Genomic DNA, 14,628 nt, shown 5'->3' with positions numbered 1-14,628 from the left:
TAAACTATTTATTTTATAATGGATACGACTTCTTTTGCACTCAGACATATTGGCCCAAATTCTAAAGAACAAAAAGCAATGTTAGACACTATTGGTGCTGACAGCTTAGAACAATTAGTTTCTGAAACGATACCAGCAAATATACGCTTAGAAAACGACTTAAATCTTGACGTCGCAATGAGTGAGCAAGAGTATTTAAGCCATATATATAAATTATCGCAACTCAATAAAGTTTATAAATCTTATATTGGTCTTGGCTATCATCCTACTAATTTACCAGCTGTAATTCAGCGTAATATTTTAGAAAATCCAGGTTGGTATACAGCTTACACACCTTACCAAGCTGAGATTGCACAAGGTAGATTAGAAGCACTACTGAATTTCCAAACCATGATCATAGATTTAACAGGTATGGAAATTGCTAACGCATCACTCTTAGACGAAAGTACTGCAGCTGCCGAAGCCATGTCTTTATTATTTGCTGTTAGAGAACGTAGCCAAAAGAAGACTAACGTTAATAAATTCTTTGTTTCAGATTTAGTTTTACCGCAAACTATTGCTTTACTAGAAACAAGAGCAAACCCTATTGGCATTGAATTGGTCATTGGTAACGAAGCAGAATATAAATTATCTGAAGAATATTTTGGTGCATTATTACAATATCCAGGAAAAAATGGTCAGATTACAGACATTAAATCATTTATAGAAAAAGCTAATGCTAAAAACATAAAAGTAGCCGTAGCAGCAGATATCTTAAGTTTAGTAAAACTTGAAGCACCTGGTAAATTTGGTGCAGATGTTGTTGTTGGTACCACACAACGTTTTGGAATCCCAATGGGTTATGGTGGACCACATGCTGCATATTTTGCCACTAAAGAAGCTTACAAACGCGATGTACCTGGTAGAATTATTGGCGTAACAAAAGACACTAATGGTAACAGAGCCTTGCGTATGGCATTACAAACACGCGAGCAACACATTAAAAGAGACAAAGCGACATCTAATATCTGTACGGCTCAAGTATTACTAGCTGTTATGGCAGGCATGTATGCTGTATATCACGGACCAGATGGCTTAACTTTTATTGCAGATAAAGTTAAAAACACTACCTCTACTTTAGCAAAAGCCTTAGAAAACTTAGGCTTAGAACAAGTAAATACACATTATTTTGACACGCTTCAGATTAAAGCCGATGCTGTTAAAGTAAAATACGAAGCGGAAAAAAGTGAAGTTAATTTTCATTATCCAGACACCAATACAGTTACAATTTCATTAAACGAAACCACAAACATTTCAGACTTAAATGAAATTATTTCAATTTTTGAAACCGTAACAGGACAAAATACAGATAAAATTGAATCACTTTCTACTGTTAAAACCATTCCAGACCACTTAAAACGTCAATCAGACTTTTTAACGGTCGATGTTTTTAACACCTATCATTCTGAAACTGAATTAATGCGTTATATAAAACGTTTAGAGCGTAAAGATTTGGCATTAAACCATTCCATGATTTCACTTGGCTCTTGTACCATGAAATTAAATGCAGCATCAGAAATGTTACCACTAAGTTGGAGTGGTTGGGGAAATATTCATCCATTTGTACCAGTAGACCAACCTATTGGGTATAAATTAATGCTCAATGAATTAGAACATCAATTATCTGAAATTACAGGTTTTGCTGCCACATCATTACAACCAAACTCTGGTGCTCAGGGTGAATTTGCAGGTTTAATGGTTATAAAAGCATATCATGAATCTCGTGGAGACCATCATAGAAATATTTGTTTAATTCCATCGTCTGCACATGGTACAAACCCAGCAAGTGCTGTAATGGCTGGTATGAAAGTCGTAGTGACTAAAGCTTCAGAAAACGGAAATATAGATGTAGAAGATTTAAGAGAAAAAGCTGAATTGCATAAAGATAATCTTTCAGCCTTAATGGTTACGTATCCTTCTACGCATGGTGTTTATGAATCTGCGATTAAAGAAATTACTCAAATTATTCATGATAACGGTGGACAAGTATATATGGATGGTGCCAATATGAATGCGCAAGTAGGCTTAACAAATCCAGGAAACATTGGCGCGGATGTTTGTCACCTTAATTTACACAAAACATTTGCAATACCTCATGGAGGTGGTGGACCAGGTGTTGGCCCAATCTGTGTTGCAGAACAACTAGTTCCTTTCTTACCTGGAAATCCAATTGTAAAAACAGGAGGGCACCAAGCCATTTCAGCAATTTCTGGTGCACCTTTTGGTTCGTCTTTAGTTTGTCTTATTTCTTATGGCTATATAAAAATGTTAGGTTATAGAGGTCTTAAAAAAGCCACTGAAATAGCAATACTTAATGCAAACTACATTAAAGAACGTTTAGAAGGTTCATATCCTACTTTATATTCTGGAGAAAACGGTAGAGCAGCACACGAGATGATTATTGACTGTCGAGATTTTAAAGCCAAAGGTATAGAAGTTACGGACATCGCCAAACGTTTAATGGATTACGGTTTTCATGCACCAACAGTATCTTTTCCTGTAGCAGGAACAATGATGATAGAACCAACAGAAAGTGAAAGCAAAGCGGAAATGGACCGTTTTTGTGATGCCATGATTTCTATAAGAAAAGAAATAGATGCTTCATCAAAAGAAGAGCCTAATAACACACTAAAAAACGCACCTCATACGTTAGAGATGTTAACTTCTGATGAGTGGTTATTACCTTATTCAAGAGAAGCAGCAGCATTTCCTTTAGACTTTGTACGAGACAATAAATTTTGGCCTAGCGTAAGGCGTGTTGATGATGCTTATGGTGATCGAAATTTAATTTGTAGCTGTGCGCCAATAGAAGATTACATAGATGCCTAATAACACTGATTTTTAATGCACAAAACCCCTCGTCTTTTTGTGTATTTCAAAATATAAACAATAATAATTACGATATTCTCAAAAATTAAAGCTTTAAAACTTAAAACAACATAAAACCTTTAATATTAGTTAACTTCGTAATACAGAAATGACATTAAAATGGCGATTAGAATTATAGGGACAGGAAGCTATATCCCAAGCAAAATCGAAAAGAATGAAGATTTTTACAATCATCAATTTCTAAATGCTGATGGTTCAGCAATTAACAATCCTAACGAAGTTATTGTAGAAAAATTTAAGGCCATAACTGGCATTGAAGAGCGTCGATATATAACGAAAGAATTAGTAAATTCTGACATTGCTTCTTTTGCTGCCAAAAAGGCTATAGAAGATGCAAAAATTGATAAAGAAAGTATCGATTATATCATTGTTGCTCACAACTATGGTGACCTCAAAAATAACTGTCAACAAAGTGATACGGTTCCTAGTATTGCTTCTCGTGTGAAGCATTTACTTAAAATTGAAAATCCACAATGTGTTGGATACGATTTGCTTTTTGGCTGTCCTGGTTGGATTGAAGGTGTAATTCAGGCTAAAGCATTTATAGCTTCTGGTATTGCTAAGCGATGTTTAGTTATAGGTTCTGAAACGCTATCTAGAGTTATTGATCCACATGATAGAGATTCTATGATTTACAGTGATGGTGCTGGAGCTGTAATTGTTGAAGAAAATGATGAAGACGGTGGAATTTTAGCACACACCTCAGCAACTTACGCTCTAGATGAAGCGCATTACATATTTTTTGGTGAAACAAATAATCCAGAAATAAACGACCAACGACGTTACATAAAAATGTATGGTCGCAAAATTTATGAATTTGCACTTACCAACGTTCCCAAAGCTTTAAAAACGTGTTTAGATAAGAGTGGTAAAGACATTTCTGATATTAAAAAGATTTTAATTCATCAGGCTAACGAAAAAATGGATGAAGCTATAGTGCAACGATTCTATAGACTTCATAAAATGAAAATGCCAGAAGGCATTATGCCAATGTCTATAAATCTACTAGGTAATTCTAGTGTAGCGACAGTTCCTACGTTATATGATTTAATCTTAAAAGGCCAACTAGAAGGTCAGGAAATAAACAAAGGTGATATTATTATGTTTGCGAGTGTTGGTGCAGGTATGAATATTAATGCAATCTTATATCAGGTTTAATTAAGATGCTACGTGTAAACTACCGTAAATAAATGTACGAAAAAACATATCCAAATAAGCGGTTTAAACTTACACTTCAGTTTTTACAGAAACATATAAACACTAAAGACTATATATTAGATTTAGGCGTTAAAAATCCATTTTCGGAGATTATGCTTTCTAAAGGTTATTCTGTAGAAAACACAACTGGTGAAGATTTGGATGAAGACACTTCTAAAATTAAAAATTCTAAAGCCACTGTGGTTACAGCTTTCGAAATTTTTGAACACCTTCTATCTCCTTATGAAGTTTTAAAATCAATTAAAGCTAACAAAATAGTTATAAGTGTACCATTGAAATTATGGTTTGCTTCAGCTTACAGAAGCAAAACAGATAAATGGGATAGACATTACCATGAGTTTGAAGATTGGCAACTCGACTGGCTTTTAGAGAAAACTGGATGGGTTATTAAAGACCGACAAAAATGGACAAACCCAGTTAATAAATTGGGACTAAGACCTATTTTAAGACGTTTTACACCACGTTATTATATTGTTTATGCAGAAAGAGCTTAACTTTAAACAAATATATTTTCAATATTGAACTTTTACATTATCATTCCGGCTCATAATGAAGATCAATACATTGGCAAAACCTTAGACTCCTTAGTTAATCAAACTTTACTGCCTAAGAGAGTTGTTATTGTGAATGATAATTCAACAGACCGTACATATAATATATGTTCTAATTATGCTTCAAAACATAATTTTATTTCTGTTATAAATACTACATCATCAAATAAACATTTACCTGGCTCAAAAATCATTAAGGCATTTAATAAAGGCCTATCAACACTCGATGACAATTATAACATCATCTGTAAATTTGACGCCGATCTTATTTTTCCTGTTAATTATCTTGAAACAATATCTAATCATTTTAAAACTAAGCCTAAACTTGGTATGGCTTCAGGATTTTGTTATATCGAAAAAGACAACGCTTGGCTTTTAGAAAACCTTACCAATAAAGAACATATTAGAGGTGCTCTTAAAGCATATAGAAAAGAATGCTTTAATCAAATTGGGCAATTAAAGCCATCAATGGGTTGGGATACCGTTGACGAACTCTTGGCAAAATACCATGGTTGGGAAATCCTTACAGATGAATCGCTTCATGTAAAACATTTAAAACCAACTGGGCAATCTTATAACAAAGCCTCCAAATATCTTCAAGGTGAAGCGATGTATAAAATGCGTTATGGTTTTTGGATTACCCTAATTTCAGCTTTAAAATTGGCTTATAAGAAAAAAAGCTTTCAACTATTTAAAGATTATATGACTGGTTATTTTAAAGCCCAATCTAATAAAGTAGACTATTTAGTTTCTAAAGCTGAAGGAAAATTTATAAGAGATTTACGCTGGAAAGGCATTAAGTCTAAATTTAGTTAAAAAAAGGCATAGCTATTTTATTAAAAACTCCAGCTTTTATAATTACTGGACGCTTCTAATTTGTTTTCAATACCATCCTCTAATTCTGGGAAGAAATCAATTCCTGTTAAACGCTCAACCTCATCCACAGAAACGACAAATTTATATAATGGTAAATTTGAATCTTCATGATCCATTAAAAAAGCTAACATCTTAATTCTTCCGTTAGTATTATCTAAAATGACTTTATAAAATTGATTAGGTACGGAAACATCTTCTGTCCCAATAGTTTTAAGCTTACCAGACAAAACACCTCCTGTAACCACAAAAATCCCATCATTCTTTTTTGCCCAATACCTTACTTTCTGCTCTAATCTATTCCAAACACCTGCGTTAAACTGATGCTCTTGTGGACTTATATTACTTGTTAAAAACGTTTCGTCGTGCGCGGTTTTTGTAAACCTTCGGTCTCCAGCAGGACATAAATGTCCTTTGTCGTAACCCGATTTTTTATAATTACGCCAATGAGCAGCTCCTGTTTTTACGGCATCATCAATTTCAAAATATGGTCTTTTGTGGTTTGTAGAACTGAGATGCGATGCTTTTAGCTCATACGCAACCCATTCTGCTTGTTCATGTGGCTCGCTATAAGACAATGAATAATTCTGATGATGAACTACCTGATTGGTTGTACTTGTTGGCAAATAATATTCGTTGGTATTATTTTTAACCGTTTGCCCTTCTGTTACTATTTCTGACTTTTCTTCAGCATTAAGATAGTAGTCGTAGCTATAAATTGCAATAGCTATGATGATAGCAATTATGGTGAATATTGGTTTTCTTTTCAATCTTTAATTTTTAATCAATAACAATACTTAAAGGCTGACCTATAGCTCCATTAGGAAAACTAATCCCTAACAATGCTGACATTGTTGGTGCAATATCTGTAATTACCGTTTTTGTAAACGTTTCGCCCTGTTTAATTCCTTTACCAAAGAGTAATAAAGGCACGTGGGTATCGTAATTTAAAGCACTTCCGTGGGTAGAACCAGTTTTTCCATAAGAAATAAAAGCAGGTTCATTTACCAATATTACATCTCCAGAACGTTTTTGGTTAAAACCATTTTGTAATAACTCCTCTACTCCTGTAGAAAAACTTGTACTACTCATTGCATTTGCTGTATACACTTTAGAAACATTTTTATATGTTAATTGTTCCATTGCTATTGCATTTTGAACATCAAAAAGATTTAATCCTAAAGACTTTACTTTAGCTCTATCTAAAAATATCTGATTGTTACTTATATTTTCTACAATATCCTTAGTACCATAAGTTTCAATTAAAAAGGCATTAAACTTTTCTTTTCTATCCTTATTATCTACATAACCAGCTGGCACATTAACAGACTGCAAATAAGCAGGTACATCTACAGCACCATGATCAGCAGTTAAAAACACCGTGTACTCTCCTTTACCTACAGTAGCATCCAAATAATTAAAAAAGCGCTCTAAATCCTTATCTAAACGAATATATGTATCTTCAATTTCTTTAGAGTTTACACCAAAGTTATGACCTACATAATCTGTAGAAGAAAAACTAACGGCCAAAACATCTGTAATATCATCTTTACCAAGATTCTCACCTTTAATAGCTGCCATTGCAAAATCTGCAGTTAAACTATTACCATAAGGTGTTGCTTTTAAAATATCAAATCCTCTATTATCTTTACTTAAGGCTTTTAAATCATAAGGAAAGGTTGCTTTTTCTTTTCCTTTAAAACCGCCTTCAAAGCTATTTTCATCAGAACCACTTTCTGTATAAGTTGATATATCGTAAACAGTATTCCATTCTTTTAGGTAAGATTCTGCACTTTCTGACATGTTAAAATCACTAACCCATTGTGGTAGTTTTTTCAAATAAAATGAACTTGTTATCCAAACACCTTCATCTTTACCATGAAACCAATAAGCTGCATTTGCGGTATGACCTGCTGGTAAAATTGCACCTCTATCCTTTAAAGAAACACCAATGGTTTTGCCTTGCATTTGCGTAAACAATCTATTTTCATCTCCAAAAGTAGTGGTCTGCATTCTATGCGTAGACATTTTGCCAGCATCATCTGTTGTTCCTATTGAATTTACAGTATCATCACCAGCGCAATACACCATTTCTTTAGTCTCTTTATCATAGAAATTATTACCTATAATACCATGATATTTTGGCGTTGTACCAGTGTAAATAGAAGCATGACCAGGACCTGTATATGTTGGCACGTAATTAAAGTGATTATTTTTACAATTAAACCCTTCGCTCATCATCCGTTTAAAACCTCCTTCACCAAATTTAGAATCGAAGCGTGTTAAATAATCGTAACGCATTTGATCTACAACAATACCAACAACAAGTTTTGGTTTTGAATTGGTTGTAACTTTTTCTGTTTTTACTATAGATTCTGTTTTTACATCAACAGCACTTTTTGGAGAACCACAAGAAAAAAACAAAAATAAAATTCCGAATAATGTGAAGATATTTTTCATTAGAAATACGACTTTAAATTGAATATCAAAAATACGATTTTTATGTTATCTTAATTTTAATTTACAGCAATTTCATGTGATTAATTTTATAATTAATATTTACTTCATGCTGTTTACAATTATTCATTTTTATGCATGAAAAAAATCTGAATATGCTCAATTGCTAATCATTTTTTATACTTTAGCATTAATGAAAAATCCCATTACATACCTTCAAAACATAGGTACATATTTTATAATGATTAAGGATATTTTTCGTAGACCAACAAAATGGTCTGTGATGAAGCCATTAATCCTTAAAGATATTGATGATCTTATTATTGGTTCTATTGGTATTGTTGCTTTTATTTCATTTTTTGTTGGAGGCGTTGTTGCCATACAAACATCCTTGAATATGACGAGCCCTATTATGCCAAAATATTTAGTAGGTTTTGCAACAAGACAATCTATTATTTTAGAATTTGCACCAACATTTATTTCCATCATTATGGCTGGTAAAGTTGGTTCTTTTATAACATCTAGTATCGGCACTATGCGTGTTACAGAGCAAATAGATGCCTTAGAGGTTATGGGTATTAACGGAATAAATTATCTGGTTTTCCCTAAATTTATAGCCTTAACACTTTATCCGTTTGTAATCTCTATTGCCATGTTTTTAGGAATATTAGGTGGCTTAATGGCCTGCGTTTACGGAGGTTACGGAACTATGGAAGATTATATAGAAGGTGTGCAGTTAGATTTTATTCCTTTTCATTTTATTTATGCCTTTATAAAAACTTTTGTTTTTGCATTTTTATTGGCTACAATCCCTTCTTATTATGGTTATTTTATGAAAGGTGGCGCTTTAGAAGTTGGTAAAGCTAGTACCACTTCATTTGTATGGACAAGTGTTATGATTATTTTAGTCAACTTTTTACTAACCAGTCTTTTACTTGGATAATTATGATAGAAGTTAAAAATTTACATAAATCGTTTGGAGATGTTCATATTTTAAAAGGTATAACAACGTCTTTTGAAAAGGGAAAAACGAATCTAATTATTGGTCAAAGTGGCTCTGGTAAAACGGTATTCTTAAAATGTTTACTTGGTTTATTTGAATATGAAGAAGGTTCTATTTCTTATGAAGGTAAAAACTTTAATGAATTATCTAGAAATGAAAAAACCAACTTACGCTCAGAAATGGGAATGGTTTTTCAAGGTAGTGCCCTTTTTGATTCTATGACTATTGCAGAAAATGTAATGTTTCCATTACGCATGTTTACTAAACAAAGTAAAACCGAAATGGAAGATAGAGTTAATGAAGTTTTAAAACGGGTAAACTTAGAGAACGCACACAGCAAAATGCCGAGTGAAGCTTCTGGTGGAATGCAAAAACGAGTTGCGATTGCAAGAGCAATTGTAAACAGACCAAAATTTTTATTTTGTGATGAACCTAATTCTGGACTAGATCCAAGAACTGCCATTGTAATAGATAATTTAATTCAAGAAATCACAGATGAATTTAATATTACAACGGTTGTTAATACACACGACATGAATTCTGTAATGGAAATAGGCGAAAAAATTGTATTTCTAAAAGATGGATTATTAGAATGGGAAGGTTCTAGTGAAACTATCTTTAGAACAGAAAACGAAGCTGTTACCAACTTCGTTTATTCTTCTAATTTATTTAGAAAGGTAAGAAAAATGTATCTTGAAGAGAATAATTAATTTCTCTTTATAAATACGGTATCTACTTTTAGTTCGTTCTTAAGCCATTTTTGTAAATCGCGCTCTCTAATTAAAACTATACTGTCATTAAGAGCTACTTTCCATCTTACATTCGCAACCGTAACGGTATCAATGTTTATAAAATCTTTAGATTCTAACATTTTAGCGTAACCAAAGTACTCTAAGTCACTAAATTTAATTTTAGCGTCACGTGACAATGAGCTAAACGACACTGAGTTCTTATTAGTATCCTTAGCTTCTATTACTTTATTTAAACTAGAAATATTTGCTTCTAATTCTTCTATCTGTTTTTGTAAGCCATCAATAACATTATCCTTTCTGTCTAAATCTGCATAAGCTCTATCTAATGACTCCATTAATCGATCTGCACTTCTTGTTTTATTAGCATTAATTACTAATTCAAACTCTTTAAGATTTTCGTACTTATTCTTATCATTTTGCAATGCCGAAACCATTTCATCACTTACATCTCCATTAAAATAAAGACTTAATTTTTTTGCCTTAATATCCAAGTCTTCTCGTTGCGACCACAAATTAGGGTTCGATTTTATTTCATTATCAACAAAACTCTTAAAATCTATCTGGTATTTGCTTTCTTGTAATACGGTTAAAAATGTCCAAATTGCCGGAATCATAACAACAATAGCAACTAACATTGCTATTCTAGATATACGCTTACGCTTTGCAGAATTTGCATATTTCAACATAGGAAAACGCAATATCTTTAAGACTAAAAATGTCGCTAAAGCAATAAAAATAGTATTAATGGTAAATAAATACATGGCTCCACCAAAGTAGGTCCAATTTCCCTTTGCTAATCCATAACCTGCAGTACACAAAGGAGGCATTAAGGCCGTTGCAATAGCAACACCAAAAATAACTGAGGCAATAGTGCCTTTTTTGGTACGCGCTATTATTAAGGCTAAACCACCAAAAAATGCAATAAGAACATCTCTAATATCTGGCTTAACTCTACCCATTAGCTCTGATGTATCTTCACTTAGCGGAAATAACCAAAAGAATAAAAAAGCAGTTAGTAAACTTAGCACAATCATTGTTGCTAGATTTATAAGCGACTTTCTTAAAGTGTCTATATCATTAATTGCTATAGAAAGTCCTACACCTAAAATAGGACCCATAAGTGGCGAAATTAACATCGCTCCAATTACTACTGCTGTAGAATTTGCGTTAAGACCAACAGATGCTACAAAAATTGAACAAACTAAAATCCAAGCTGTTGCACCCTTAAAAGGAATATCTGCTTTTATGGCTGTAATTGTTGCATCTCTATCGGTATCTTCTCTAAAATCGAGTAGTTCCTTTAAAAATGTTTTTACGCTTGCAAATAAGCCCTGAGCATCTTTTTTTACTGCATCTTTCTTTTCTTCAACAGCATTTTCCTTGTTCATCTCATTGGTCATCTGAGAATTCTCATCCTCAGAAAAATTGAATTTATGTTCGTCACTCATAGTTTTTAACCATATTCTTCTCCAAAATTAGCTTTCACGTTTTGAAGTACTTTTTTAATATCTTGTTCTTTTGCTTTAGGAAAGATAAGTAAAACTTCGTCTTTATCTACAATGATGTAATCTTTTAATCCATCTACAACAACAATCTTATCTCTTTTAGTTCTAATCATGTTACCACTTGCATCTTCAGTTAAAGCTCTAGCATTGACAATAGCATTAGTGTTTTCATCCTTATCTAATTTATCATAAAGACTTCCCCAAGTACCAAGGTCATTCCAATCGAAAGTGGCAGGAATTACATAAACATTATCACTCTTTTCCATAAGTGCATAATCTACGGATATGTTCTCTGCCTTTTGGTAATTCTCTTTTATAAAATCATCTTCAAACTCCGTATTATACACGTTATATCCTTTTTCAAATAATTCAAACAATTGAGGCTGATTGTTTTTAAATGCTGCAACAACTGTTTTAACACTCCACATAAAAATACCTGCATTCCATAAAAAATTACCTTGTTCTATAAATGTCTTGGCAGTTTCGTAATCTGGTTTTTCTCTAAATTGGTTTACAGACTTAATCTCTGTAGTTGCAGATTTATCGTACTCAATATAACCATAACCAGTATTTGGAAATGTTGGTGTGATACCTAATGTCATTAATGCAGAATTAGATGCACAATAATCAAAAGCTGTTTTTACGTTATTTGAAAAAGCTTGTTCATCTTCAATCCAATGATCACTTGGAGCTACAATCATCACTGCATCTTCATTTTCTTTCTGAATTTTTAATGAAGCATACAATATACATGGTGCTGTATTTCTCATTGCAGGTTCTAGCACAACTTGACGTTTTGTAATATTTGGCAATTGCTCAAAAACTAAATCATTATATCGTTCATTAGTTAAAATGAAGATGTTTTCTTCTGGAATCAATTTTGCTAAACGGTTAAATGTTTTTTGGATTAAAGTATCACCTGTTCCTAACATATCATGAAACTGTTTTGGGAAATCTTGTGTACTTACTGGCCAAAATCTTGATCCTACTCCTCCTGCCATTAATATGGCATAATAATTTTTGTTTTTGCTATTCATCAATTTATGTTTTATTCTAAAATCTCTACTTCTGCATTTGGGTTAAACAAATATAATTTACCTGTGTTAACTTCCATACATTCATATCGTTTTCTAAGTTTTTTACCCTTTTTAAAAACTCTACCGTTGTAAAGTTTAAAGGTTTGATTCAAAGGTACTTCAAATACATATGTCTTGTCATTACTTTCGTCGAATTGCTTTAAGGCTAAGGCAAGTTGCGTATCTGTGTCGCTAGAAGCTTTTGGGTTTTTAAAATGTTTAGCTAGTAAAGGTAATAATTCTAAAGGGAAAATTTCGGGACGTAAAAACGGCAACATTAAATGCTGAAACGTTTGTTTCCACTCTTTTCCATGCGGTTTAATACGCCTTCCATAATTCTTATACGCTTCAAAATGGGCAATTTCATGAATTAAGGTAATTAAAAATCTATAATTATTTAAATTAGAATTAACCGTAATCTGATGCTTTCCATTGGGCAAGGCTCTATAATCTCCATGTCTTGTTTTGCGTTCATTTTTAACTTTTACCAACAAATTATCATTAGACAAAAGCTCTAATACCATTGGTTTTGCTAATGAAGGAATAAATTCTAAAAACTGTTTTTGCATTAAAATAAATTATGGTGTAGAATTAGAAACTTGTAACACTTTACCGTTGTAATACTTGTTTCCTGTTAAGGCAAAATTCTGAATATATTCTGCCATTTCTTTGGCTGTAGTTGGTGCTTTGTAACCAGGAAATGCTTCTTCTAACATTTCGGTTTGCACTGCTCCTAATGCTAAAACATTAAACTGAGGCCCTGTTTCTTTGTACTCTTCTGCTAATAATTCAACTAAAGTAATTACGGCACCTTTACTAGAACTGTATGCGGATAAACCAGGAAATTTCATACTGCCTTGAATACCTCCCATTGAACTAATTGTAACCACATGACCATCGCTTTTTAGAAAAGGCAATACGGTTCTGGTTAATTCAGATACACCAAATACATTGGTTTGATACACTTTTGTAAAATCTTGAAACGTTGTTTCAGCAAATGGCTTGTTAATTATAGCACCTGCATTATTAATTAAAATATCAACATGTTTCCATTCTTCTTTAATAAAATCCGTTACTTTTTGATAATCCTCTTCATTACATAAATCAAACGCAAACGACGATATATTATCAAAATGAAGATTTCTTACTGGTTTTGCATTACGTGATAATGCTAAAACATTATGGCCTTGGTTGGCAAAAAGGTGAACGAGCTCAAAACCTATACCTCTACTTGTACCTGTTATTATTATATTTTTACTCATCTTTTAATACGACTTCTTTAGTTGGTGCATTCATCATCCCTTCTAACGCTGGAATCATTTTTTCTATAAAATTAACCATATGTTTATAATCCATTTTATCTGCTTCATCATCTACGTGATGATAGTAATCAAAATTTGTAAAATCGAAGGTAGATATGGCATGCGCAGGAATATTAAGTTCATTAAAAAACGGATAATTATCAGACCTCATAAACAGTTTAAAATCTTTTGCTTTAGGGAAAAAACCAATAACTTCTTCTCCTGCGTATTTATTTAAGGTTTCCGCAAAATTAGAACGTTCAAAACCACTCATATATGCCATGGGTTGGTCTTTTGCTCTTGCCACACCAATCATTTCAAAATTTAGCATTGTATAAGCTTTAACACCTTTATTTTTAAGACGTTCTGCTAAATGTTCTGAACCCTTTAATCCCATTTCTTCCGCATCGTAGAGCGTTATTAAAATACTACGTTTATTCGTTTTTGTTTGCGCAAAATATTTACCAAATTCCATTGCTGCTATTGTACCAGATGCGTCATCGTTAGCTCCATTAGCAATAGAATCACCTTCTATAACTTTACCTTTACCTATATGATCGTAATGACCTCCTAGAATAATAAATTCATCCTTCAGTAGAGGGTCATTACCTTCAACCATACCCACAATATTATAACCATCTATATCATTTACTTTAAATGAATCTCTATAGGTTTTAAAATAAGGTTGAATATTATTAGTCTTTAAATAATTTTCTATGAAAACTGCTGCTTTTTCAATGCCTTCACTTCCTGTTGCTCGTCCCTGTAATTTATCCGATGCTAAATAGTTCATACTTGTTTTAATAGCATCTTCTGTAATTTTAGGTTTTACAATAACCGGTTCTGAAATTGCTGAATTATTACGACAAGAACATAAAAAAACTAATGCTATTAAAAATATTGAACCTAATTGTTTCATTGAAAATAAGATTTTTGATTTTAAAGATAAAAAAATCCTGATTCG

General features: G+C 32.5%; 13 protein-coding genes. 6 read left to right on the top strand and 7 right to left on the bottom strand.

All coding sequences use genetic code 11. From position 1 onward, the window contains the following. Window positions 1-18: 18 nt before the first annotated feature. The 4 genes from gcvP (at window position 19) to HNV10_RS15870 (ending at window position 5,513) form a co-directional block, all read left to right on the top strand. On the top strand, window positions 19-2,868 hold the full coding sequence (gene gcvP, locus HNV10_RS15885) for an aminomethyl-transferring glycine dehydrogenase (protein WP_173302382.1): 2,850 nt from the start codon (window positions 19-21) through the stop codon (window positions 2,866-2,868). Window positions 2,869-3,027: 159 nt separating this feature from the next. Next, a complete protein-coding gene (locus tag HNV10_RS15880) occupies window positions 3,028-4,086 on the top strand; it encodes a 3-oxoacyl-ACP synthase III family protein (protein ID WP_173302381.1) in 1,059 nt (352 codons plus the stop codon). A 32-nt stretch (window positions 4,087-4,118) separates the two neighbouring features. Further along, window positions 4,119-4,640, top strand: coding sequence for a class I SAM-dependent methyltransferase (locus HNV10_RS15875; protein WP_173302380.1), 522 nt, complete (start codon window positions 4,119-4,121; stop codon window positions 4,638-4,640). A 24-nt stretch (window positions 4,641-4,664) separates the two neighbouring features. Then, window positions 4,665-5,513, top strand: a complete 849-nt coding sequence (locus tag HNV10_RS15870) for a glycosyltransferase family 2 protein (RefSeq protein WP_173302379.1) — start codon at window positions 4,665-4,667, stop codon at window positions 5,511-5,513. A gap of 20 nt (window positions 5,514-5,533) precedes the next feature. On the opposite strand, the gene HNV10_RS15865 is transcribed toward HNV10_RS15870, so the two are convergent. Both HNV10_RS15865 and pafA read right to left on the bottom strand, forming a co-directional pair. After that, window positions 5,534-6,340, bottom strand: coding sequence for a DNA/RNA non-specific endonuclease (locus HNV10_RS15865; RefSeq protein WP_173302378.1), 807 nt, complete (start codon window positions 6,338-6,340; stop codon window positions 5,534-5,536). Between the two features lie 10 nt (window positions 6,341-6,350). Next, window positions 6,351-8,030 (bottom strand): alkaline phosphatase PafA, encoded by a 1,680-nt coding sequence (pafA, locus tag HNV10_RS15860; RefSeq protein ID WP_173302377.1) that lies wholly within the window; start codon window positions 8,028-8,030, stop codon window positions 6,351-6,353. Window positions 8,031-8,220: 190 nt separating this feature from the next. On the opposite strand from pafA, the gene HNV10_RS15855 reads away from it, so the two are divergent. Both HNV10_RS15855 and HNV10_RS15850 read left to right on the top strand, forming a co-directional pair. Further along, complete coding sequence (locus HNV10_RS15855) at window positions 8,221-8,970, top strand: MlaE family ABC transporter permease (RefSeq protein ID WP_173302376.1); 750 nt, start codon at window positions 8,221-8,223, stop codon at window positions 8,968-8,970. Between the two features lie 2 nt (window positions 8,971-8,972). Beyond that, window positions 8,973-9,740 carry an ABC transporter ATP-binding protein gene (locus HNV10_RS15850; protein WP_173302375.1) on the top strand — a complete coding sequence of 256 codons (768 nt, stop codon included), beginning with the start codon at window positions 8,973-8,975 and terminating at the stop codon, window positions 9,738-9,740. Here the strand turns inward: HNV10_RS15850 and HNV10_RS15845 are convergent. From HNV10_RS15845 to HNV10_RS15825, 5 genes are read right to left on the bottom strand one after another with little or no spacing between them, the layout of a single operon-like run. Next, window positions 9,737-11,230 (bottom strand): DUF389 domain-containing protein, encoded by a 1,494-nt coding sequence (locus tag HNV10_RS15845; protein ID WP_173302374.1) that lies wholly within the window; start codon window positions 11,228-11,230, stop codon window positions 9,737-9,739. The genes HNV10_RS15850 and HNV10_RS15845 overlap by 4 nt on opposite strands. Window positions 11,231-11,235: 5 nt before the next feature. After that, window positions 11,236-12,324 (bottom strand): mannose-1-phosphate guanylyltransferase, encoded by a 1,089-nt coding sequence (locus HNV10_RS15840; RefSeq protein ID WP_173302373.1) that lies wholly within the window; start codon window positions 12,322-12,324, stop codon window positions 11,236-11,238. 11 nt (window positions 12,325-12,335) lie between these two features. Continuing rightward, a complete protein-coding gene (locus tag HNV10_RS15835) occupies window positions 12,336-12,932 on the bottom strand; it encodes a SprT-like domain-containing protein (protein WP_173302372.1) in 597 nt (198 codons plus the stop codon). 9 nt (window positions 12,933-12,941) lie between these two features. Further along, entirely contained in the window at window positions 12,942-13,625 is a 684-nt protein-coding gene (locus HNV10_RS15830) for an SDR family NAD(P)-dependent oxidoreductase (RefSeq protein WP_173302371.1), read from the bottom strand. Next, a complete protein-coding gene (locus HNV10_RS15825; protein WP_173302370.1) occupies window positions 13,618-14,583 on the bottom strand; it encodes a M28 family metallopeptidase in 966 nt (321 codons plus the stop codon). Before HNV10_RS15825 ends, HNV10_RS15830 begins: the two co-directional genes overlap by 8 nt. Between the last annotated feature and the right edge of the window lie 45 nt (window positions 14,584-14,628).

Origin of the sequence: Winogradskyella litoriviva (assembly GCF_013249065.1) — a bacterium.
Classification (GTDB): Bacteria; Bacteroidota; Bacteroidia; order Flavobacteriales; family Flavobacteriaceae; genus Winogradskyella; species Winogradskyella litoriviva.
The sequence above is the reverse complement of the archived record's forward strand: the minus strand, read 5'-3'. Positions and strand labels throughout refer to the sequence as shown.